This window comes from Pseudomonas sp. SJZ077 (assembly GCF_007993905.1).
GTDB classification, from domain to species: Bacteria; Pseudomonadota; Gammaproteobacteria; order Pseudomonadales; family Pseudomonadaceae; genus Aquipseudomonas; species Aquipseudomonas mandelii.
Map to the genome: position 1 here is coordinate 88,138 of NZ_VIUJ01000012.1, position 22,259 is coordinate 110,396.

Annotated in this window: 15 protein-coding genes; 7 read left to right on the plus strand and 8 right to left on the minus strand. The window is 59.4% G+C overall.

The genetic code is table 11. From position 1 onward, the window contains the following. Nucleotide 1: 1 nt before the first annotated feature. Together FBY01_RS18645 and FBY01_RS18650 are read left to right on the plus strand one after the other, a co-directional pair. Nucleotides 2-1,414, plus strand: a complete 1,413-nt coding sequence (locus tag FBY01_RS18645) for a TolC family protein (protein ID WP_145309045.1) — start codon at nucleotides 2-4, stop codon at nucleotides 1,412-1,414. Between the two features lie 214 nt (nucleotides 1,415-1,628). After that, nucleotides 1,629-2,681 carry an ABC transporter ATP-binding protein/permease gene (locus FBY01_RS18650; RefSeq protein ID WP_178113271.1) on the plus strand — a complete coding sequence of 351 codons (1,053 nt, stop codon included), beginning with the start codon at nucleotides 1,629-1,631 and terminating at the stop codon, nucleotides 2,679-2,681. A 56-nt stretch (nucleotides 2,682-2,737) separates the two neighbouring features. Here FBY01_RS18650 and FBY01_RS18655 read toward each other — a convergent pair whose 3' ends face one another. Next, nucleotides 2,738-4,330 carry a DHA2 family efflux MFS transporter permease subunit gene (locus tag FBY01_RS18655; protein WP_083374640.1) on the minus strand — a complete coding sequence of 531 codons (1,593 nt, stop codon included), beginning with the start codon at nucleotides 4,328-4,330 and terminating at the stop codon, nucleotides 2,738-2,740. Beyond that, nucleotides 4,327-5,448 carry an HlyD family secretion protein gene (locus FBY01_RS18660; RefSeq protein WP_145308940.1) on the minus strand — a complete coding sequence of 374 codons (1,122 nt, stop codon included), beginning with the start codon at nucleotides 5,446-5,448 and terminating at the stop codon, nucleotides 4,327-4,329. Before FBY01_RS18660 ends, FBY01_RS18655 begins: the two co-directional genes overlap by 4 nt. A 252-nt stretch (nucleotides 5,449-5,700) precedes the next feature. Between FBY01_RS18660 and FBY01_RS18665 the strand changes: the two genes are divergently transcribed. After that, nucleotides 5,701-7,428: a ShlB/FhaC/HecB family hemolysin secretion/activation protein gene (locus FBY01_RS18665; RefSeq protein ID WP_145308942.1), complete on the plus strand. Its 1,728-nt coding sequence runs from the start codon at nucleotides 5,701-5,703 to the stop codon at nucleotides 7,426-7,428. A gap of 105 nt (nucleotides 7,429-7,533) precedes the next feature. Next, nucleotides 7,534-12,045, plus strand: a complete 4,512-nt coding sequence (locus tag FBY01_RS18670) for a hemagglutinin repeat-containing protein (RefSeq protein ID WP_145308944.1) — start codon at nucleotides 7,534-7,536, stop codon at nucleotides 12,043-12,045. A gap of 49 nt (nucleotides 12,046-12,094) precedes the next feature. On the opposite strand, the gene FBY01_RS18675 is transcribed toward FBY01_RS18670, so the two are convergent. The 6 genes from FBY01_RS18675 to FBY01_RS18700 form a co-directional block, all read right to left on the minus strand. After that, entirely contained in the window at nucleotides 12,095-12,856 is a 762-nt protein-coding gene (locus FBY01_RS18675) for an SDR family NAD(P)-dependent oxidoreductase (protein ID WP_010458484.1), read from the minus strand. A gap of 3 nt (nucleotides 12,857-12,859) precedes the next feature. Then, nucleotides 12,860-13,681 (minus strand): ABC transporter permease, encoded by an 822-nt coding sequence (locus FBY01_RS18680; RefSeq protein WP_010458485.1) that lies wholly within the window; start codon nucleotides 13,679-13,681, stop codon nucleotides 12,860-12,862. A 10-nt stretch (nucleotides 13,682-13,691) separates the two neighbouring features. After that, a complete protein-coding gene (locus FBY01_RS18685; protein WP_010458486.1) occupies nucleotides 13,692-14,957 on the minus strand; it encodes an ABC transporter permease in 1,266 nt (421 codons plus the stop codon). Nucleotides 14,958-15,029: 72 nt separating this feature from the next. Further along, nucleotides 15,030-16,070: an ABC transporter substrate-binding protein gene (locus tag FBY01_RS18690; RefSeq protein ID WP_010458487.1), complete on the minus strand. Its 1,041-nt coding sequence runs from the start codon at nucleotides 16,068-16,070 to the stop codon at nucleotides 15,030-15,032. A 170-nt stretch (nucleotides 16,071-16,240) separates the two neighbouring features. Further along, complete coding sequence (locus FBY01_RS18695; protein ID WP_145308946.1) at nucleotides 16,241-17,347, minus strand: ABC transporter ATP-binding protein; 1,107 nt, start codon at nucleotides 17,345-17,347, stop codon at nucleotides 16,241-16,243. Continuing rightward, nucleotides 17,344-18,732, minus strand: a complete 1,389-nt coding sequence (locus FBY01_RS18700; protein WP_077748926.1) for an aminotransferase — start codon at nucleotides 18,730-18,732, stop codon at nucleotides 17,344-17,346. Before FBY01_RS18700 ends, FBY01_RS18695 begins: the two co-directional genes overlap by 4 nt. Nucleotides 18,733-18,925: 193 nt before the next feature. On the opposite strand from FBY01_RS18700, the gene FBY01_RS18705 reads away from it, so the two are divergent. Genes FBY01_RS18705 through FBY01_RS18715 form a run of 3 tightly spaced genes read left to right on the plus strand, consistent with a single transcriptional unit; the run spans nucleotide 18,926 to nucleotide 22,090 of the window. Next, nucleotides 18,926-19,813, plus strand: coding sequence for a transketolase (locus FBY01_RS18705; RefSeq protein WP_010458491.1), 888 nt, complete (start codon nucleotides 18,926-18,928; stop codon nucleotides 19,811-19,813). Then, nucleotides 19,810-20,808 carry a transketolase family protein gene (locus tag FBY01_RS18710; RefSeq protein WP_010458493.1) on the plus strand — a complete coding sequence of 333 codons (999 nt, stop codon included), beginning with the start codon at nucleotides 19,810-19,812 and terminating at the stop codon, nucleotides 20,806-20,808. The genes FBY01_RS18705 and FBY01_RS18710 overlap by 4 nt, the downstream gene beginning before the upstream one ends. Next, entirely contained in the window at nucleotides 20,798-22,090 is a 1,293-nt protein-coding gene (locus FBY01_RS18715; protein WP_145308948.1) for an aspartate aminotransferase family protein, read from the plus strand. The genes FBY01_RS18710 and FBY01_RS18715 overlap by 11 nt, the downstream gene beginning before the upstream one ends. Nucleotides 22,091-22,259 lie beyond the last annotated feature (169 nt).

Sequence of the window (22,259 nt, forward strand, 5' to 3'; positions counted from 1 at the left end):
CATGTCTCGTGGTTTTTTGAGTGCAGCGATGTTGTTCGGTTCGTCGTACTCGTACGCTTTTGAACACGATATCTTTGCCACAACTAAGAGTGTCTCTAGCCAGCGTGTTCAAGATCTTAATGGGGTAGGTGCTCCATGCCTGTTTGCTCCATTGCCGGAGCAGCTTTCGCTTGAAGAAACAATTGAGCGGATTCTTTGCCACGACCCGCAAACGCGTCTTGCCTGGGCAGAAGCCAAAGCACAGGCTGCCAAGGTGGGTATTGGTAAGTCAGCTTACTTGCCTAGATTGGATGGCAGTATCAGTCGTCATCAAGGTAATACTAAAACAAGGTATGACGATTACCCTGATCTTGCCAGTGACGGCAATACGCTGAGCAGTACCAACCGACTTGGTTTGAATTGGGTTTTGTTCGACTTTGGTCGTCGAGGTGCTGCACTGCGCAATGCTCAGGAGCTCTTGCAGGCGGCTAATGCCCATCAGAACGCAACGCTCCAAAACACGTTTGTGCTGGCTGCGCAGATCTATTATGAAGCGCTGGCCGCACAACAAAATTTAAATATCTCTACGTCTGTCGCAGAGCTGGCCGCAGAAAACCTGAAGGCGGCCGATGCCAAATATAAATCAGGTGCGACCGCGCTCTCTGATCGGCTCCAGGCTCAGACCGCTTTTTCTCAAGCGCGCCTGCGTCAACTGAGGGATGCCGGTAACCTTAGAAAGACCATGGGGCTGATCGCGTTATATATGGGGTTAGCGCCGGAAACGACGTTGCGGTTGAATGGGGACCTGACTCAGTTACCTGACGTTCACTTCGTGAAGTCGGTGGACGAATTGCTCCTGCTTGCACGTAGAGAACATCCAGCGTTACTCGCCGCCCAGTCACGCGTTCATGCTGCGCAGGCGTTAGTTGATGAGCGTCGTGCAGAGGGCCGGCCGACGCTTGCTCTAACTGCAAACCTTTCAAATGCTCGTATTGACCAGTCAGGTGGTCTCTATGGGGATACTCGTGAGCAGGGGCGAAGTATCGGTATTGAGCTGAAAATTCCGTTGTTCGAAGGCTTCGAGCGAAGCTATCAGGTACGCAATGCACGGGCTCGAGTAGAGGCGGAGCAAGCGAAACTTGCTAATACTGAAGAGCAAGTTTCCCTTGAGGTTTGGGGAAGCTATCAATCCTTGAGTGTCGAAACTAAAAGTCTGGAGCAAATAGGCGAATTGGTGAGGCAGTCTCGACAGTCACTGGAAGTGGTGCAAGGTCGTTATCGTGCGGGTGTGGGCAGTATGTTGGAGCTGCTTAATGCGCTGACGGCTTATGCTGCTGCAGAGGATCAGCATATTCAGTCTTTGAACGCCTGGCAGATTGCGCGATTGAAATTGGCCGCAAGTCTTGGTCGATTGGGATTTTGGGCTGTGAAATAACGACGTTGAACCCAACGGGGATAGAAACCTGAGATACAAGCAGTTTGAACTGAGTTCTGGTTGTGAAAGATGAAGGCTTTATATAAAAAGCCACCGCTTTATGACGGTGCGACAGTGAAATAAATTAACCATTTGGGCATTGAGGCTGGCGATGGATTGTAAGTGTTCAGGAGGGATACCGCCCCAAAAAAGCGGTAGCTCCATCAAGGAAATCTTGTCCGTTTTGTTTTTATACTGGAAAAGCGAAGAAAGGGTCTTCGCATGGGTTTCTGTAATTGCGCTAGTGATCATATCGCTGCTGGGTGTCGTAACAGCTCTAGTAATCAATGATTGGTATAATCACTTTTATAATTCGATCCAAGAACTGGATATGAAGAGGTTTTACTCGCTGATATTGATTTTTTTTGCCGTGATGATGTTTTCCGTCTTGCGCTCCGTATTGGTGACCTACCTCATTGATATTATGGCGGTGCGCTGGCGGAAATGGTTGACCAATTACTATCTTAACGCGTGGATGGTAAATTATGCGTGTCGTGGAAAGATTGAGAGCAATGTGGATAATCCGGATCAACGCATTGCGGAAGATATCAATAAGTTTACGTATGAGACACTTGATCTTGGCAGTGGCCTGATTTACGCGGTGACGAGTATTGTTTCGTTTGGGGTTGTATTGATTAGTATATCGGGGGATTTAACCGTATTTGGAGTAGTTGTTCCATTTTATATGTTTTGGGCGGCTGTTTTTTACGCGCTGGGAGGAACCTGCGCGATTCAAAAAATAGGTGCGAAGTTGGCTTCTCTGAGTAACAAGCAGCAGTGTTCAGAGGCCGACTTCCGGTATTTTCTGGTCAGGTTTCGCGATCGATCGAGTGTCGTTCCACTGTGCTCTGGAGGTGGCTTGGAAAAAGATCGTATCAGCGGCAAACTTGATGTGAGCCTGGCGAACATGCGAGAGATAATTAGTGTCAAGGTTCGACTCTCTTTGTTCACCGAATGTTATAGCCAGCTTTCACTTGTTTTTAGTAGTTTACTGGCGGCACCGCGTTTTTTTTCAGGAAGTATTTCTTTTGGTGATCTGATGCAAATCAATTCGGCTTTTGGCAATCTCTACGAGAATTTGAGTTGGTTTGTCAATGTCTATCCAAGGCTTGCTGACTGGAAGGCGACAACGGATAGGCTGACATCATTTCATCTATCCCTTAAACAACTCCCCAGGTTCGAATCCCATAATGCCGAGATAAGAGAGCGCGTCGAAGTTAATAGTTGATTGGAGGATGCGCGGCCTCCAGTCGTATGAGTCGAACGTATAGACCAAGAGTTTGCTCAATGAGCGTCTGCTGACGGCGCGGCCGGTGGCTGCACCTTGCGCATCAAGGGCACCATCGCCGTGGCTATGATGAAGCACACCATGATCATCAGAAACGCGTCGCCGTAGGTCTGGGTCTGGGCTTCGCGGTAGGTCAGCAGCCAGAGTTGATGCAGGCTGGCGGTGACGCCGGCGTCGCCGCTCTGGCCGAGGGCGGCGAAGTTATTGCCGACCTGGGACAGCCATTGGTTCAGCGCTTCGTTGGTGCTGTTGAGGTTTTCCGCCAACCGGGTGAAGTGCAGGTTGGTGCGGTCGTTGAGGATGGTCGCACACGCGGCAATGCCGATGGCGCCCCCCAGGTTTCGCATCAGGTTGAACAGCCCCGAGGCATGTTTGAGCCGTGCCGGCGCCAGTCCGCCGAGGGTTAATGTCACCGCTGGCGGCACGGCCAGTTGCTGGGCGATTCCGCGCAAGGCTTGCGGCAGCATCAATTCTTTGGCCCCCCAGTCATGGGTGATCGGGCTGAAATCCCACATCGACAGCGCGAACAGACCAAGGCCGCTCATCATGATCCAGCGCAGGTCGATGCGATTGGCCAGAAAGGCGTACAGCGGAATCGCCATGATCTGGAACACTCCGGTGGAGAAAACTGCCAGACCAATGTCCAGCGCACCGTAGCCGCGCACCCGGCCGAGGAACAGCGGCGTCAGGTAAATGGTGGCAAACAGACCGATCCCGGTGACGAACGAGAAGAAACAACCGAGGGCGAAGTTGCGGTCCTTCAAGGCGCGCAAATCGACGATCGGGTTGGCCACATGCAAGGTTCGCCCGATGAAAGCCAGGCCGGCCAGGCCACTGATCCATGCCGTGGTCAAAATTGTGCTGTCGCTGAACCAGTTCCAGCGCGGACCTTCTTCGAGGGTGTATTCCAGGCAACCGAGAAACAGCGCCATGAACACCATGCTCAAGTAGTCGGCGCCCTTGAGCAGCGACAGTTCCGGCTGGTCGATTTTCACCAGCATCGGCACCGCCACCGCGACGAAAATTCCCGGCACCAGGTTGATGTAGAACAGCCAGTGCCAGGATGAAATGTCGGTGATCCAGCCACCAATCACCGGCCCCAGGGTCGGTGCCAGCGAAGCCACTGCGCCGATGGTCGCGGCCGCGATCACCCGTTGTTTGCCGGTGAAGAAAAAGAACGCGGTGGTGAATACCAGCGGGATCATCGAACCACCGAGAAAGCCTTGCAGGGCACGGAAGGCGATCATGCTCTGGATGTTCCAGGCCGCGCCGCAGAGCAGGCTGGCCAAGGTGAATCCCACCGCAGAAGCGCAAAACAGCCAGCGCGTCGAGAACACCCGCGACAGCCAGCCCGACAGCGGGATCACGATGATTTCGGCAATCAGGTAACTGGTTTGCACCCACGCCGTTTCATCGGTGCCGGCCGAGAGTCCGCCGCCGATGTCACGCAGCGAAGCGGAGACGATCTGGATATCCAGCAGCGCGATGAACATGCCGATACACATGGAGGCAAAGGCGAAAACCTTGGTCGCCGTCGCCATGTTCGCGGCATTGAACGGTTGCGCGGGGGCGGCGAGGGCGCGGCTCATGGCGCGCGGGCCACGGCCGGGGTTGCAGATTCCTTGCGAGTGTCCACTTCGGCGGTGACCGACAGGCCCGGACGCAGGTGGCCGAGCACGCCATCGGCTGGATCAAGCACGATGCGCACCGGCACCCGCTGAACGATTTTAGTGAAGTTGCCGGTGGCGTTTTCCGGCGGCAGCACGCTGAACTGTGAGCCACTGGCCGGCGCGAGGCTGTCCAGATGACCATGAAACGCCTGCCCGGAAAGCACGTCGGCATGAATGACCACCCGCTGCCCCGGATTCATGCGCGCCAGTTGATCTTCCTTGAAGTTGGCATCGACCCACAGACCACTGGACGGTACCACCGACAGCAGTTGCGAACCGGCCTGGGCATAAGCGCCGACCCGCGCCCGACGATTGCCGATTACGCCGTCCACTGGGGCCTTCAGTTCGGTGTAATCCACGTTCAGTTGCGCCAGATCACGTTCGGCGTGGGCCTGCATCAGCGCGGCACGGGCCTGCTGCTTTTGCGTTGCGATCACGTTGAGCTGCCGCTGCGCCGCCAGCAGTTCGGCCTGGGCCCTCGAACTGAGGGCCTGAGCCGTTTTGAACGTCGCGTCGGCGCGTTGGGCGCTTTCCACCGAGACCGCATTACTGCCAACCAGTTTTTTGTAGCGCGCATTGTCGTCCCGTGAGCGAGCGGTTTCGGCGCCAGCGGCATCGATGCCGGCGCGGGCCTGGCCGATCACCGCGTGTTGCAGTTGTTCGGTGGCGTCGAGGTTGGCCAGCAACGCTTCTTCGGCGGCCACCGCGCCGTCGGCCCTGGCCAGGTTGGCGCGGTAGTCACGGGCGTCGAGGCGGATCAGCACGTCGCCGGCCTTGACCTTCTGATTGTCGGTGACCAGCACTTCTTCGATGTACCCCGCGACTTTCGGGCCGATCACTGTCACGTCGCCGCCAATATAGGCATCGTCGGTTTCTTCAATGAAACGCCCGGTGGTCCACCAATGCGTCGCGTACAGCCCGGCAAAAACCAGGGCAGCGATGGCCGCCGTCAGCAAGATCAACCGTTTGAGCAGGGGAGACTTGGGTGTGCTCACCGGGACAGCGACGTCGGGTTCGAGGCTGGGCATGCTGGTCATTGAGTGAATACCTATGGGAAGCGGGTCTTTATTACGAATGTAATATGACGTAGGTAATATTTCGTGGCAAATTATTTCTGTTGCCAGTCGTCAGGGCGATGACAGCGGGCACGAGCAGGAACGACAAGGAAACCAATTGTTTAAGAAATGTAAGCGTTGTAGGGCGCGTCTTGCATTTGTGTAGGAACGATCTGACTATCACTCGCATTGATGGGGTGGCATTAAGCCATTTGATGATGACAGGGATGTTGAGTGCCGTATTCGTTTCGCGTTGTGCCTCGCCGTTGTTGCTCGCCTTGCACGCTGTTGTTGGCTTCGTTGTTGAGCCTGAGTGCTTCTGCACTCCAGGCGGCAGAGCCCTCCGCCCCAGGCCAGGAAGTGCTGCGCCAGCAACAACAGCAACAGCGCGATCTGCAACAGCTGCAACTGGAGCAGCGTCGCCGGCAACTGGAGCGCGGCAGCTTTGGTCCTGCGCCGGTCGCGCCGGCCGTCCCCGCCAGTGTGCCCGCCGATGAACGCTGCTGGCCCCTAAATGGCACGCGTGTCGGTGGCGTCACCCTGATCAGCAGCAAGACCCTCGACGAGCGGATCAAGCCGCAACTGTCGTCGTGCATGGGCGTCGGCCAGATCAACCATCTGCTGGCGACCATCACCGGCCTGTATGTGGACGCGGGGTACATCGCCAGTCGGCCGTACCTGCGCAGCGCTCCGGTCGCCGGGCAATCGCTGGATATCGTGGTCGATGAAGGTTACGTCGAGTCCATCGAACTGGCCGACCAGCGCCTGCCGGTGTCCCTCGGTGGCGCCTTCCCCGGAATGCTCGGCAAGCCGCTGTACCTGCGCGATCTTGAGCAAGGCCTGGATCAGTTGAACCGCTTGCGTTCGCTTGACCTGACGGCCGACATAGCCCCCGGCTCGCAGCCCGGCGCCTCGCGGATCATCCTGCGTTCGCGCACCAGCGGCCAGTCTCGCTGGGCGTTGGGGTTGGGCGTCGACAACCTCGGCAGCGCCAGCACCGGGCGTGATCGCGACACCCTGAGCCTGAGCCTCGACAGTCCGCTGGAGCTCAATGACGCGCTCAACGTGAGTGCCAGTGACACCCCCAATCGCGATGATCGCTACAGCCGCAACGCCAGCCTTTACTACGCCATTCCCTACGGTTACTGGACCTACAGCGTATTCGCCAGCCATGCCGAATACCGCGCGCCGTTCAAGCTCAGCACCCTGAAATTCCACAGCAGCGGCATCACCGACCAGCTCAGCGTGCGCGCCGACCGGGTGTTGTGGCGCGATCAGAGCCATCAGTTCAGCGCCAACCTGCAACTGGCCCACAAGGACGTCGACAGTTATCTGGAGAACATTCGCCTCGGTATCCAGAGCCCGACCCTGACCGTGGCCGAAGCCGGTTTGAACCTGTTCTGGCTCAACAGCGCCGTGTGGAACCTGGACGTCAATTACGCCCAGGGCCTGCGCTGGTTCGGTGCCGATGACGATGCCCAGCGCCAGGTCAACGACCTGCCCAAGGCGCAGTTTCGCAAGTACCGCGCCGGTCTCAGCCAATGGCGAAACGGCCAGTTTGGTCAGCAGACATGGCAGTGGCAAAGCCAGTTGAACATTCAGTACAGCCCCGATCCGCTGCCGGCCATCGAACAACTGCTCGGCACCGATGATTCCGCCGTGCGCGGTTACCGGGTCAACAGTGCGTCCGGTGCCAGCGGCGCGATCTGGCGCAACACCTTGCGCCTGCCGTTGCGCAGCGATTGGCCGGTGCAAGTCACCCCGCGCCTGGGGCTGGACACCGGCTGGATCAAGGCCGACCACGGCACCCAGGAGCAACGCCTGAGCGGGGCCAGCGCCGGGGCCAACCTGAGCTGGAAAAACCTGCAAGTGGACGTCGATTACCAACGCAGCCTAAACACCCCCAGCGGTTTAAGGCATGAGCCAGAGACCTGGCTGATGCGCGTGGGGGTGCAGATATGACCACCGACTCACCCGACACACATTCAGCCGTCGGACCTGTGCGCGACAGCCTCGGCAATCATCCCAACGCGCAACGTGATGCCGCACTTTTATTGAGAGGTTCCTATGCCTGAACAAACATTTGCGTTCCATCTTTCCCCTCGGGGAAAACTGCGCTGGGCGATTGCCAGCCTGTTCCTGTTTGCCCATCTGCCAAACGCCCTCGCGGGTGGCGTGGTGGTCGCACCGGGCCCCGGCGGCACCGCACAACTGCAAACCCAGGGCGGCGTGCCGATCGTCAATATCGTTGCACCCAACGGCTCGGGCCTGTCGCATAACCAGTTCCTCGATTACAACGTCGATCGCCAGGGCCTGGTGTTGAACAACGCCTTGCAGGCCGGGCAATCCCAACTCGCCGGGCAACTGGCCGCCAACCCGCAGCTCCAGGGCCAGGCCGCGAGCGTGATCCTCAACGAAGTGGTCAGCCGCAACGCCTCGGCCATCAACGGTGCCCAGGAAATCTTCGGCCGCGCCGCCGATTATGTGTTGGCCAACCCCAACGGCATCTCGGTGAACGGCGGCAGTTTCATCAACACACCGAACGCCAATCTCGTGGTCGGCCGTCCCGAATTGAACGACGGCAAGCTGCAAGCCCTGAGCACCCGTGAGGCCACCGGGACGTTGCAGATTCAGGGCGCGGGCCTGCAAAACCGTGAGGGCTCGATCAACCTGATCGCCCCGCGCATCGACAGCCAGGGCAGCCTCAACGCTCGAGATCAACTGAACCTCACCGTCGGCCGCAATCAGGTGGATTACGCCTCGGGCCAGGTGAAAACCGTGGACCCGGCCGGCAACACCACCGACCACCGCATCGACGCCAGCCTGTTTGGCGCCATGCAAGCGGGGCGCATCAACATCGTCAGCACCGCTGAAGGCGCCGGCGTGCGGGTCGGGCCGGTGCAGGTCGCGGGTCGCGAGGACGTGCAGATTCGCTCGGCAGGGGATTTGAGCATCAGTGGCCAAGCCGTTCCCGACAGCCTCGAAGTGGTCCGGGCAGGCGTTCGCAGCAGCCAGGGTGACGTCCGCTTGCACAGCGGCAAGGACCTGACCCTGGCCGCCGCCGACGTCAGTGGCCGCGACGTCAAACTCGACGCCGGACGCAACTTGACCTTGAGCACCGTCGAAAGCCGCCGTCTCCAGGAGAAGCGCGAAAACTGGAACAACAGCACCATCGGCATCACTTGGGAAACCTACGACCGCACGCAGACCGACAGCGATTCACGCCAGCACGGCAGCCAGATTCTCGCCAGCCGCGACGCGCAATTGTCGTCCGCGGGTGACACTGAACTGAAAGCGGCCAAGGTCAAAGCGGCGAGCAATCTGAGCGTGCAAAGCGGCGGCGATTTACGCCTGAGCGCCGCCACCGAAAGCCACACCCAGACCGATCAGGGCAACCACCGTAAACACTTGTGGAAAGCCGATTGGAACACCAGCAGCGAAGAGCAGCGCAGCATCACCAGCCACTTGGAGGGCGGCAACATCGCCCTGCAGACCGCCGCGTTATTGCGTTCCGAAGGGGCTGAGTTGAGCAGCGCCGCTGACATCCACCTCGCGGGCAAACAGGTGGAAATCACCAGTGCGAGCCGCACTCAGCGCACCAGCGACAACCGTTACTCGGGCGATCTGGTGGGCGGCGGTTTCTTTGGCAAGACCGGCGACGCCGATCAGGGCAAGACCCAGAACCAGGGCAGCAAAATCAACGCGGCCGGCAAGTTGATCGTCAAGGCGGACGACGTGCGGATCAGCGGCAGCCAGGTGCGCGGCGGCACCGAATCGAGCGTCATCAGCGACAAGGGTTCGCTGGTGATCGATGGCGTACAGGACACTTCTCACACCAACAGCCACGACAAGGACAGCAAGTTCTTCGGCATCACCAAGGACGAAACCCGGCAGAACGCCAAGGACAGCAGCACAGTGCGCAGCGAGCTGACCTCGGACAGCAACCTTGGGCTCAAGAGCGCCAAGGACATTGAGGTGGCCGGTTCCACGGTCAAGGCTGGCGGCAACCTGAGTGCTGACGCGGCGGGGGATGTGAAGGTGCATTCCGCGCAAGACACTCGCGACAGCAGCACAACCACCGAGACGCGTGGCTTCGATGCCTACGCCAGGGAAAACAGCCCGGACGCCGGGCAGTATCGTGCCGGTGTGCATTACGAAGACAAGCAGAAAACCGTGACCGGCAACGACATCAAGCAGCAGGGCTCAAGCCTCAGCGGCGGCACTGTGCAACTGGCGGCGGGCGGCGACCTGACGCTCAAAGGCGCCGAGGTCAACGCCACACACGGCGACGCGACGCTGACCGGCAAGAACGTCTCGCTGCTGGCCGAGCAGAACAGCCACAGCACCTCGACCGATAAAACCGGCACCAGCGGCGGCTTCTACTACACCGGCGGCCTCGACCGCGCCGGCAGTGGCATCGATTTCGCGCACACCTCCTCGCAAGACACCACTGGCACAACCACCGCGCAAACCAGCAGCGTGCAGAGCAGCGGCAACCTGAACATCAACACCGGCAAACTGACCACCGAAGGCGCGCGTCTGGATGCCGGCAAAGGCCTGAATGTCGCTGCCGTCGAGGTAGACAATCGCGCTGCGCACAACACCGACAGCAGCACCCACAAAGACAGCAACTGGTCAGCGGACATCGGCGCCAACGTCGAGTACAAGGACATCGCCCGGCCGATCGCCGGAGCGGTCAAGGATGTGCTGGCCGGCAAGGTGCCGGACAAGGATGCGCTGGCCAACCTCGGTCAACCCAACGTCGGCATCGGCGTTGCGATCGGTCATCAGAACGCCAGCCACACCGAGCAAACCAGCACCGCCGTGGTCAGCCAGTTCAAGGGCGGCACCGTGGAGATGAACGTGGCCGGGACGTTGCAGGACCAGGGCACTCAGTACCAAGCGAGCACGGGCAAGGTCAACATCAACGCCGATACCTTGGTGGCGACCGCCGCGAATAACACCCACCGCAGGACCGATCAGGCGCTGGACGCCAAGGCTGATGTGCGGGTCTACACCAAGACCGGTGAGGACGTGAACGTCGCCGGCAGCGGTGCGGGTGGCAGCAGCCAGACGCGCAAGGACACGTCCACTGCTGTCGTCGGCAGCTATGCCGGCAGCAAAGGGGTGACCATCAATCTGCGTGGCGATGGCCAGTTCGAAGGCAGCCATTTCGATGGCGGGCAGGGCGGTGTCTCGATCAAGACCGGCGGTGACCTGGCGCTGAATCAGGCCACTGACCGCCAGAGCAACGACACCTCCAGCCTACGCGGCAACGGCTCGTTGAACGTCGGCACTGCACCGGGCACCAACGGCACCAATGTCGATCTGGGTGCGGGTTTCCAGCTCGATCACACCGGCAAACAAACCCGGGACAGCCAGGCGCAGGTGTCGAGTATTCAGGGTAAAGGTCCGGTGCTGTTGAGCAGCGGTGGCGATCAGATCCTGCAAGGGACGAAGGTCGACACGCGGGGCGGCATTGACCTGAAGGCTGGCGGCCAACTCGATCTGCAAGCGGCAACCGACACCCACACCGCGACCGGCAGCAACCTCGGCGGCGGCCTCAAGGTGGGCGGCAGCAAAACCAGCACGGAGATAAGTGCTGACCAGGGCGGCAACGTGAGCGGCAATTTCAACATCGGTCGGGTCAACGAAACGACACGGACTTTGACCGGTGGACAGCTCAACAGCCAGGGCAACATCGCCCTCGGTGGTGACGCGATCCACCTGCAAGGCACCCAGGTCAGCGCCCCGAGCGTCAGCCTCGATGCGCAGAGCGGCGGCATCCTCCAGGCGTCGGCCGAGTCCACACAGAACCGCACAAACTGGAATGTGGCACTGAATGCCGGCGGCAACCTGAGCAACAGCACACCGGTCGTCGCGGATGAAAAGCACGTCGCCACAAGTGATCACGGCTTCAATGCCGGGGCCAAGGTCGGCGTGGATTACCTGCAAGGCACGATCCAGCAGAACAGCCAGATCAAGGCTGACAACGTGGTGTTGAACAGCGTGGGTGATACTCGTCTGGCGGGTGCGCGGATTGATGCGACGACCGTCAGCGGCAAGGTCGGCGGTGACCTGAGCGTGGAAAGTCGCCAGGACAGCCAGACTAGCGCCAAGGTTGATGTTGACCTCGGCCTGACAGGCAAGAAGGCTGCACCAGCCGACAAGGACAAAGTGGCCGAGAACACCAAACCGGGCGGGACTGACTACAAGCCGACAATGAAACTAGATGGCGGTTACGCGCATAAGGACAGCGTCGGCCAGGCTTCCGGTATCAGTGGCAGCCAGGGTGTGAATCTGAAGGTGGGCGGCGCCACGCAACTGAGCGGTGCACGGATTGCATCGACTGACGGCCGCGTGGGTCTCGGTGGTTCCAAAGTCACCACTGCCACCGTGAGCAACCGTGATTACGGGGTCAACGCCGGTCTGGATTTGCCTGAAAAGGCAGCGGGTGAAGCCGGTAAACCGGTCGTTACAACCCCGGGTGAGCACAGCGTCAAACTCGGTCCGGTCACCCTGGGCGGTCATTACGACAGCCAATCGTTACAAGCTGGGATCGACGAGAAAAACATCTAGGCTCCGCCTTCCCTGTGGGAGCGAGCACGCTCGCTTCCCCATTTGATTGTTAGCGGGAAACTTGCGGTGCGTGACTCGGAGGGGTTCTCAGCCCTGCCGTTTCACCACCGTCCACCGTCAACACCGTACCGTTGACGTAGCTGGACGCTGGCGACAGCAACCAGCAAATCGCCTGGGCCACTTCTTCGGGCGCGGCCAGGCGGCCTACGGGAATCCTTGCGGTCAGGGCAGCCAGACGAGGTGCGTCCTTCATGATCGCGTCCATCATGCGCGTGGCGATCTGACCGGGGCACACCGCGTTGAACCGTACGCTTGCGCCATATTCCAGGGCCAGCGCCTGCGTCATGCCAATCAAGGCCGCCTTGCTGGCGCAGTAAGTGGCCAGTCCCTCTTCGCCGGTCTTGCCGGCGATCGACGACACATTCACCACCGCTCCATGACCCGCCTGCAAGCCGGGCAAGGCGTGCTTGATGAAGAAAAATGCCGAGCGGGTGTTGACCTCGAACATCGTGTCCCATTCCAGTTGTGAGGTCTGTGTGAGCGCCTTGCGCCCGGCCATGCCGGCGTTGTTGACCAGACCTTGCAAGGAGCCGTTACCCAGTTCCAGTGCGCGGTAGACGACGCGTTGACAGTCGGCCTCTTGCCGCACGTCGCCCGCCACGAACGTGCTGCCCGGCAGGCGCTGGGACAGCTGCTCTCCCGCATCGACGTCACGTCCAGTGAACACCACTGACATGCCCTGGCCGATTAACTGCTCTACGGTGACGGCACCGATGCCCTGGGTGCCGCCGGTCACGATGTACATGCTCATAGGTTATTGCTCCTTGAGTTGGCGGGCGTTGCGTTGTGCTCGCAAGGTCAGCCAGGTAGTGGTCATCAGCCCGACAATGCCCACCAGTAGCAACAATGTCGACATGGCGAGAATCGAGGGGTCGATGGTGTCGCGTATGCCATCGAACATTTGCCGGGGCAAGGTCCGTTGGCTGGGGCCGCCGATGAACAGCACCACGACGATTTCATCGAACGATGTCATGAAGGCGAAGAGTGCGCCCGATATCACACCAGGTGCGATGATTGGCAAAGCAATACCCGCGAAGGCCCGAACAGGTGAGGCGCCGGACATGGCGGCGGCCTTGAGCAAGGTCATGTCGAAACCCTGCAGGCTGGCGGCAACACTGATCAGGACGAAAGGCGTGGCCAGGACGGTGTGGGCCAGAATCAGACCGAACAAAGTACCTGTCAGGCCCAGTTTGCCGAAGAGAAAATACATGCCCAGCCCGGAGATCACAGGTGGGAAAATCATCGGTGAAATCAGCAGGCCGAGCATTCCGCTGGCGGCTGGCAGGTTGCGGCGTGCAAAGGCCAGCGCGGCCAGCGTTCCGAGCAATGTCGCCAGCAGTGTCGAGGCGATGCCGACCCACAGGCTGTTGCTCAGCGCTTGCATCCAGGGACCGCTGGTGAATACCCGTTCATACCATTGCAGGGAGAGTCCCGGGAGCGGGTAGGAGAGGAACGTGCCACTGCTGAATGAAATCGGTACCACCGCCAACAGTGGTGCGATCATGAAAATGCTCATCAATAGACCGAACAACACATGAGCCTTGCGGGCGAGGTAAGCCTGTATGAAATGGTTCATGGGAGCTCCTTCAGCGCAGGCCGGCAATCTGGCGAATACCCACCAGGCGCGCGGCCAGCAGGTAAATGACCATGACACAGGAAATCAGCACCAGCCCGAGTGCCGAGGCCATGCCCCAATTGACGGTGGTGTTGGTATAGAACGCAATGAAATAGCCAAGCATCTGTTCGCGGGCACTGCCCACCAGGGTCGGCGTCACGTAGTAACCCGCCGCGACGATGAACGTGAGCAGGGTGCCGGAACCGATCCCCGTCAAGGTCAGGGGCAAGTAGACCTGCATGAACCCGCGTATGGGATGAGCGCCGAGTGAGGCTGAGGCGCGCATGAAATGGGGCGGGATATTTTTCATCACGTTGTACAGCGGCAGCACGCTGAACGGCAGCAGGATGTGCACCATCACGATGTACACACCCGACAGGTTGAAAATCATCGGCAGCGGGTGATCGATCAGGCCGAAGCGCAGCAGTAACGTGTTGACGATGCCTTTGTCCTGCAGTACCACGATCCAGGCCGTGGTTCGTGCCAGCAACGAGGTCCAGAACGGCAGCATGACCGCCAGAAACAGCAAGACTTGCAGGGCCGGTGAAGCCTTGACCATCAACGCGGCAAACGGAAAGCCCAGCAACAGACACAACAGCGAGACTATCAGGGCGATTTTCAGGGTCTTGAAGGTCAAGTCCAGGTACACCCGCTGGCTTTCTTCGACCGGCGCGACACCTTGATCCGTTTGCTTCAAGTCCAGGGCGGCCAGCAGGTAATACGGCGTATAGGCCGGGGACGCGCGGCGAAAGTCCTCCCACACCTGTGGTGAAATCCAGCGTTCATCGATGGCGGCCAAACGCTCTCGGGCGCTCTGGCTTTCCGGGTTCGCCAGCGGCGTTCTGTAGGTCCGTGCGGTGTTCATGACCAGGAAGCGATAACCACTGTTCTCGTAGTTGAGGCGTCGTGCCGCCTCACCAATGACTGCATTGCTCGGGGCGTTGATAAAGTCTTGCTCGAGCGCATCGAACACCCGGTCAGTTGGCAGCGCCGTTGAATCCTTCGCCGGCTCGTCGACCATCGTCCTGATGGCCGTGGGGAACGCTTGTAGCAGTTCGGGATTGCTGACGGCCCGGTAGAACATCATGCCGATCGGCAGAGCGAAGAAAACACAGGTGTAAGCCAGCAGCGGCAAGAGTAGCAGCATCGAAACCCAGCGCTTGCGGCGACTGGATTGATAATGGGCGACGGCCAGCGTGTCGACGCAAGCCGGTGCATCTATTGAGGAAACGGACATAGTGAAACCCACCTTGATAAAACCATACTCGAACCGCGCCTCCGTCATCGGCGGCGCGGTCTTGAGGCCTGTTTACTGTGCGACCCAGCGGGTAAACCGGTTCATCAGGTCTTCCTCGTAGTTGACCCAGAACGGTGTATCGAGCAGCAGGGCATCTTTCATGTTGGCCGGGGCGTTGGGCAACGCGCTGGCCGTCTTCTCATCCATGGCCGCTATGGCCTTGCTGTTGACAATGCCGTAAGGAATCGCGTGGGCGAAATCGCTTTGGGCCTTGGCACCGAGGATGTAGTCGAGGAGTTGATAACTGGCGGTTTTGTTCGGGGTGTTCTTGATGATGGTCCAGTAGTCCATGCTGTACAGCTGTTGCTGCCAGATCAGTGGAAAATGGTTTCCCTGTTGATTGGCGATGGCGATCCGGCCGTTGTAGGCGGCACTCACGGCGATGTTACCGGCGGCCAGCCATTCCAGCGGCTGAGCGCCGGTTTCCCACCATTGGATGTAGGGTTTGATTTGGTCCAGTTTGGCAAATGCACGGTTCTGTCCCGCCGGGGTCGCCAGCAATTTATAGACGTCGGCCGGTGCGACACCGTCGGCCATCAAGGCAATTTCCAGGGTCATGCGTGCCTGTTTGCGCAAGCCGCGTTTGCCTGGCCATTTCTGGACGTTCCAGAAATCAGCCCAGCTTTTCGGGCCGTCGGCGCCAAATTTTTTCGGGTCGTAGGTCATCACTTCGGACCAAACAAACGCCCCCACACCGCACTCCGAAAAGGCCTCGGGATTAACCTCGGGCGCATTCTTCAATTGTTTGTGATCCAGGTCTTCGAGCAGGCCCTGTTCGCAGGCCAATTCCATTTCGTTCTGGTCCATCTGCACCAGGTCCCACGTGGGATTACCTGACTCGACCATCGCTTTCTGTTTCGCCAGGCCGCCGCCGTAGCTGTCTTGAACCACCGGTTTGGCGCTTTGCGCGGCAAACGGTTTGAACCAGGCCTTGTCGAAAGCCTCCTGCGTGGCGCCACCGAAACCGACCACCGTCAGGTCGCGGGCCTGGGCGAGGGGGCCGGTCAGTGCCAGCGTGAGTACAAGGGCCAAGCGTGTTGAATGTGAGTGCATGGTGCAACTCTCCTGCTGAAGGAAAAGCAAATAGGGATTAGCGGGTGTACCGGCAGGAAAGCGGCTCAGGTCGAGTGATCGAAACTGTGCATAGTGATGACCTTCTTATTGTTGTGGGTGTGGTGTGTTTCGGTGGTGACAAGGGTTTTGGGTCAGGCGCGGAGCGGTGCTCAACCCTGCGCGAAAACCCGCGCGTCTTCGGGGCGCCAGCTAAAACAGATGCGCTGACCGTTGTTCAAGCCCTTGATGGCCTCATCGTTGGCGGTTTTCACAATCAGCATGTCGTCGTTGTCCAGTTTCAAGTGAATGCGCAGGTGATCGCCCAGGTAGACACGGTCGGCCAGAGTTGCCTGATAGCTGTTCTGATTGATCGGGGACAGTCGGATGTTCTCCGGACGGATCAGCAGCTCGACTTTTTTCGAGGCGCCGATTGGCACCGTCACGCCCATGCCACGGGCCTCGAAACCAGCGTCAAGTGCGACCTCGACCTCATGCCCATGGCGTGCAACGAGACTCCCGCGCAATACATTGTTTTCACCGATAAACGTGGCCACGTAAGCGTTTTCAGGATGCTCGTACAGCGAAACCGGATCGCCGATCTGGGCAATATCACCTTGATGAAACACGGCTACCCGGTCGGACATGGTCAAGGCTTCGCCCTGATCGTGGGTCACGTACACCACCGTGACGCCGAGTCTTCGATGCAACTGTTTGATTTCGTACTGCATGTGCTCGCGCAGGTTCTTGTCGAGAGCGCCGAGCGGTTCGTCCATCAGGATGACCTGTGGCTCGAATACCATGGCGCGGGCAAGGGCGACGCGTTGCTGCTGGCCGCCGGACAACTCCGTGGGGCGCCGTTGCTGCATGTCATGCAACTGGACCATCTCGATCGCACGCTTGACCTTGCTCTGCACCTCGATGCGATTGAGTCCGCGCATTTTCAATGGATAAGCCAGGTTCTCGGCCACGGTCATGTGCGGAAACAGCGCGTAGTTCTGGAATACCATGCCCATGCCGCGTCGGTGTGCCGGGACGTTCTGGATCGGTTTGCCCATCATGCGTATTTCGCCGCGGGTCGGGGTTTCGAAGCCGGCAAGCATCATCAGCGTGGTGGTCTTGCCCGATCCGGACGCACCGAGCAGCGTCAGGAATTCTCCTTGCGCGATGGAGAGATTCAGGTCCTTGATGATCAGCGTCTTGCCGTCATAACTCTTTTGCACATGGTTGAGGTCGATCAACGCACCGGATGAGTCGAGGGAATGGGCGAGGCTATTCATGAGCAGTGTCCCGTGGCGTGATTGACGTCGTTCAGCGCGTCCGTCAGGCGGCTGACCAGTTCGCGCAGCTGTGTCGGTTCAATAATGAAAGGTGGCGCCAGGGCGATTGAATCGCCCATGTTGCGCACGATCAGGCCGTGCTTGCGTGCCGCCAGTTCGACCTGCGCGCCGATCGCCACCTGCGCCGAAAACGAGCGTCGCGATGACTTGTCAGCCACCAGTTCCAGACCCGCAACCAGCCCGATGCCGCGGATTTCGCCAACCAGAGGGTGGTCGAACAGTGGCGCCAGTTCGCCGTGCAGAACCTCACCCAACTGGCGGGTGCGGGCAGGGATGTCCAGCTCCTGGTAGATGGATAGCGTCTCAAGGGCGACGGCGGCGGCCACCGGGTGCCCGGAGTAGGTGAAGCCATGTCCGAAGCCGTTCAGTTGCTGGCTCTGTTCTTCAAGCACTCGGTAGACCGGGCCGCTGACCACGGTGCAGGAAATTGGCTGATAGCCCGCCGAAAGGCTTTTGGCGCAAGCCATCATGTCGGGTGCAAAGCCCATCGTCTGATGGCCGAACCACTGACCGGTACGACCAAAGCCACAAATGATTTCGTCGGCCAGCATCAGAATGTCGTAACGGGCCAGCAGTGCCTGTACCGCGGAAAAATAGCCGGATGGCGGGACGATCACGCCGCCGGCTCCCATGACAGGTTCGCTGATGAAGGCAGCGATGGTGTCTGCTCCTTCAGCCTCGATGCGTCGCTGCAAGTCGGCGACCAAGCGTTCGCAGAAGGCGGCCTCAGACTCACCGGGCAAGCCATTACGGTAGTAATGGGGGCACTCGACATGAATCACCTGGTCCAGCGGCAAGCCGAATGCAGCGTGCATGTTTGGCAACCCGGACAGCGTCGCCCCCATCACCGTGGAGCCATGAAAACCTTTCTGGTGGGCGATGATTTTGCGCTTGTGCGTATTGCCCCGCGCCCGGTGCCAGGCCCAGGACATTTTGATCATCGAGTCGTTCGCTTCCGAGCCCGAACAGGCAAAAAACACTCTCGCATCCGGTAGTGGCGCGAGGGTGGCGATGCGTTCGGCTAAGCGTGCCGTCACCGCTGGAACCCGATGATTGAAGGTGTGGTAGTAGGGCAGCACGTCGAACTGGCGTTGTGCGGCGTCGGCCAGTCGACGATTGGAAAACCCCAGACTGGCACACCAGAGACCGGACATTCCTTCAATGTATCGCTGTCCGTGTTCGTCGATGACGTGGATGCCATCTCCGCGTTCGATGACCATCGGGCCTTGTTGTTGATGGCGCCGCAGGTTGGTCTGCGAGTGCAGGTGAAAGCGTTGATCTGCCTGGGCCAGAACGCTGGCTGCGGGGGTGTTTTCGTGCGGCACGAGTGGCATCTCCGAGAGCTGAAATCAATATAATTTATAAGATCGCAAAATTCGGCCTAGTCTGGCCGGGGCATTTCTGCCTGTTGGAAAAAATAACGCCAACGGCTTGTTGTTGCAATATATATCTTATAAGTTGTAAGAAGGAGGCCGTGAGAGCGGTCGCCTTTCTAACAACCATTCAGGAAATGCAGCCATGTCGATAGCCGCTCCACCCCCCATTCCCGTTCCGGTCGAGGACCTGAGTCCCGGGCACATCGCCCACCTCAAAGAGCGCGCGCTGTTTGTACGCCTGGAAACCGTGCGCCTGATTTCCATCGCCAAGGTGGGGCACTACACCTCGGTGTTTTCCTGTGCTGAAATTTTCTCGGCGCTGTATTACGACGCCATGCGCTTGCGCCACGGCGAGCCCAAGTGGCCAGGTCGTGATCGCTTCTTGATGGGCAAGGGACATGCCGCAGTTGGGCTGTATCCGTTACTGGCGGACTGGGGCTTTTTCGACAAGGCGCTGCTCGACGGCTATACGCGCCTGGGTAATCCGTTAGGTGATCACCCGGATATGCGCAAGGTCGCGGGGGTCGATTTCAGTTCCGGTTCCATTGGTCATGCATTGTCCGGCGGACTGGGCATGGCGTTGGGTGGACGGCTGCAGAACAATCCGTTCGATGTGTATGTGCTGCTTGGCGACGGCGAAATGCATGAAGGCCAGGTCTGGGAAGCGGCAATGGCGGCTGCGCATTACAAAACATCGAACCTGATCGCGATCATCGACCGAAACGGTTACCAGCTCGACGGCAAGGTCGACGACATCATCGGAATTGAACCGCTGGGCGACAAATGGCGCGCTTTCGGCTGGGACGTGCATGAGGTCGACGGGCATGACGTCGCCGCCGTGGCTCGTCTGTTGCGCCAGCTGAAAGCCGATACGCAACGCGAAAAGCCTGTCTGCGTGATCGCCTTGACCGTCAAGGGCAAAGGCGTCGAGTACATGGAAACCGAGCCCGGCTGGCATCTTGGCTGGTTGGCCGAGGAAGACGAATTGCTCGCTATCGAAGAAATCAAATCCAAAGGAGGTGTGCAATGAGCTCGCCCGTCAGCGCCGATACCTGGCAGTACCGGCAGATCAACGCTCGCGCCCCCGGCCTGAACTATTTGTCTGATGCGTTGATCGACCTGGTTGACGCCGGTCACAAGATCGCCGTCGGCACCGCTGACCTCCAGTACTCCAACGGCTTGAGTCGCTTCGCTCAGCGCCACCCCGAACTGTTTATCCAGTTCGGTATCTCCGAGCAAAACATGGTCACCGCGGCGGCGGGCATTGCCACCACCGGGAGCATGCCGTTTGTGGCGACATTCGCTTCATTCCTGGCCTTGCTCTGCTGCGAGCAGATTCGCATGGATGTGGCCTACAGCGCACTTCCGGTGCGGCTGATCGGACACCATTCGGGAATCAGCCTCGGTTTCTATGGCACCTCGCATCACGCCACCGAAGACCTGGCAATCACCCGCAGCATCGCTGATCTGACGGTCGTCGCACCCGCCGATGGCCCACAGTTGGCGGCGGCGATACGTGCCTCGATCAACCATTCGCAACCGATTTACTTCCGTATTGGTCGGGGCCAGGAACCTAACGTTTACCCCGATGACGTGGTGTTCGAGTTTGGCAAAGCCATCGTTCATGAGCGGGGTAGTGACCTGACCCTGATCGCCACCGGCAGCATGCTTCACCCGACGCTGGAAGCCGCGCAGGCCTTGCGCGCCAGTGGTTTATCGGTCGGGGTGATCGATATGCACACCATCAAACCGCTGGATCGTGATGCGGTGCTGCATGCGGCGGGCGAAAGCGGGTTGTTGATGACCGTCGAAGAACACAACGTGCTGGGAGGGCTGGGCGGTGCTGTGGCGGAAGTGCTGGCCGACACGGGTCAAGGGACGCGTTTGCGGCGTCACGGGATCGAAGATGAATACAGCCTCATTGCCCCGCCGACCCATCTCTATCGCCATTACCGGCTGGATGCCGTGGGTATTGAAGCCGTTGCCCGGGAGGCACTTGCCCCAGGAGTCGATCATGTTGCTTGACGCCAATCAGTCCTTGCATGAACGGGCTCGGCAGGTGTTGCCGGGCGGCCATCTGAGCCCGAGCCGCAAACTCGGTCAGCCTTATGCGTTTGTTCGTGCAGAAGGTCCGTATCTGTACGACGCCAACGGCGACCGTCATACCGATTTCCACTGTGGTTTCGGCGCGCATGTGCTCGGGCACGGCAATCAGGCGATTCGTCAAAAGGTTGCACACGTCAGCGAACGCCTTGACCTGATCGGCGCCGGCATTACCGATCTGGAAGTCGAGACGGCGCAAGCGCTGGTCGAGTGCATTCCCTGCGCCGAGCAGGTCGCGTTTTGCAACAGCGGCTCCGAAGCGACTTATCACGCCTTGCGCCTGGCGCGGGCCGTCACCGGCGCCAAACGGATCATAAAATTCCAGGGCGGATATCACGGCTGGCACGACTATGTGGCGATGAACGGCCAGACATCCCGTGAGCGCATGGACAGTTTCGACCCGATGTCTGACGGTATTCTGCTGGATGCCGCGCAGTACACGATCATCCTTCCGTATAACGATGCCGAGGCGGTGGAGCGTTACCTCAAGTCCAATCCGGGGGAGGTCGCGGCGATCATCGTCGAACCGATTGCCCACAACATGGGCTCGGTGACGGCATCGACGGCATTTCTGCGGGCGCTTCGGCAATTGACCGTCGAGCACGGCGTGATTCTGATTTTCGATGAGGTCATCACCGGCTTTCGTCATGCGCTGGGCGGCTATCAGTCGATCGTCGGCGTGACACCGGATCTGGCAACCTTCGGCAAGGCGGCTTCATCAGGTTATCCCGTGGGCTTGGTCGCCGGCCGTCGGGATCTGTTGGAGCGCGTAGGGCAGTCGGGCGACCGGGGCGTGTTCATGGGCGGAACGTTCAATGGAACGCCATCGACGCTGGCGGCGGTGCTGGCGACCATCGAGGAGCTTTCTCGCGAAGGCGTCTACGAACGCCTGTTCGCCATGGGCGACTATTTGCGCGGGCAGCTCGACGGCATTATCCAGCGGCTGGGCATTCCCGCTCAAAGTGCCGGATATGGGTCGGTCTGGCTGATGTACTTTTTCGAGGGGCCGTACAGCCAGTACCGTGATTTGTTGCGCAACGATGACGCGCTGGACCTGGCGTTTCGCAAGCGTTTGATCGAGCAGCGGATGATTTTTCAGCCATTACCCCTCAAGCGCCTGTACCTGTCGACCTCGCATACCACAAAGATTCTCGATGAAAGCCTCGACGTCATCGAAAACACCCTCAAGGCGCTGATTCGCTAGGCCGAGCAACGGAGAGCGGCACGCGCAGTGCCGCTCTTTCTGCATATGATTCCCAAACCGCTGTAGAGCGAGGTTGAGTGTTACTTATAGGATATAAGACAATGTATTTCAGATTTTTGGCGCAACCCCGACAGGCTGCGCAATAAAAAGCATTATCCAGGAGTTCGAC

What these genes read in the sequence shown, in the direction of transcription:
- FBY01_RS18645 (WP_145309045.1), top strand. Translation starts at nt 2, where the DNA reads ATGTCTCGTGGTTTTTTGAGTGCAGCGATGTTGTTCGGTTCGTCGTAC.
- FBY01_RS18655 (WP_083374640.1), bottom strand. Translation starts at nt 4,330, where the DNA reads ATGAGCCGCGCCCTCGCCGCCCCCGCGCAACCGTTCAATGCCGCGAAC.
- FBY01_RS18660 (WP_145308940.1), bottom strand. Translation starts at nt 5,448, where the DNA reads ATGACCAGCATGCCCAGCCTCGAACCCGACGTCGCTGTCCCGGTGAGC.
- FBY01_RS18670 (WP_145308944.1), top strand. Translation starts at nt 7,534, where the DNA reads ATGCCTGAACAAACATTTGCGTTCCATCTTTCCCCTCGGGGAAAACTG.
- FBY01_RS18675 (WP_010458484.1), bottom strand. Translation starts at nt 12,856, where the DNA reads ATGAGCATGTACATCGTGACCGGCGGCACCCAGGGCATCGGTGCCGTC.
- FBY01_RS18680 (WP_010458485.1), bottom strand. Translation starts at nt 13,681, where the DNA reads ATGAACCATTTCATACAGGCTTACCTCGCCCGCAAGGCTCATGTGTTG.
- FBY01_RS18685 (WP_010458486.1), bottom strand. Translation starts at nt 14,957, where the DNA reads ATGTCCGTTTCCTCAATAGATGCACCGGCTTGCGTCGACACGCTGGCC.
- FBY01_RS18690 (WP_010458487.1), bottom strand. Translation starts at nt 16,070, where the DNA reads ATGCACTCACATTCAACACGCTTGGCCCTTGTACTCACGCTGGCACTG.
- FBY01_RS18695 (WP_145308946.1), bottom strand. Translation starts at nt 17,347, where the DNA reads ATGAATAGCCTCGCCCATTCCCTCGACTCATCCGGTGCGTTGATCGAC.
- FBY01_RS18705 (WP_010458491.1), top strand. Translation starts at nt 18,926, where the DNA reads ATGTCGATAGCCGCTCCACCCCCCATTCCCGTTCCGGTCGAGGACCTG.
- FBY01_RS18710 (WP_010458493.1), top strand. Translation starts at nt 19,810, where the DNA reads ATGAGCTCGCCCGTCAGCGCCGATACCTGGCAGTACCGGCAGATCAAC.
- FBY01_RS18715 (WP_145308948.1), top strand. Translation starts at nt 20,798, where the DNA reads ATGTTGCTTGACGCCAATCAGTCCTTGCATGAACGGGCTCGGCAGGTG.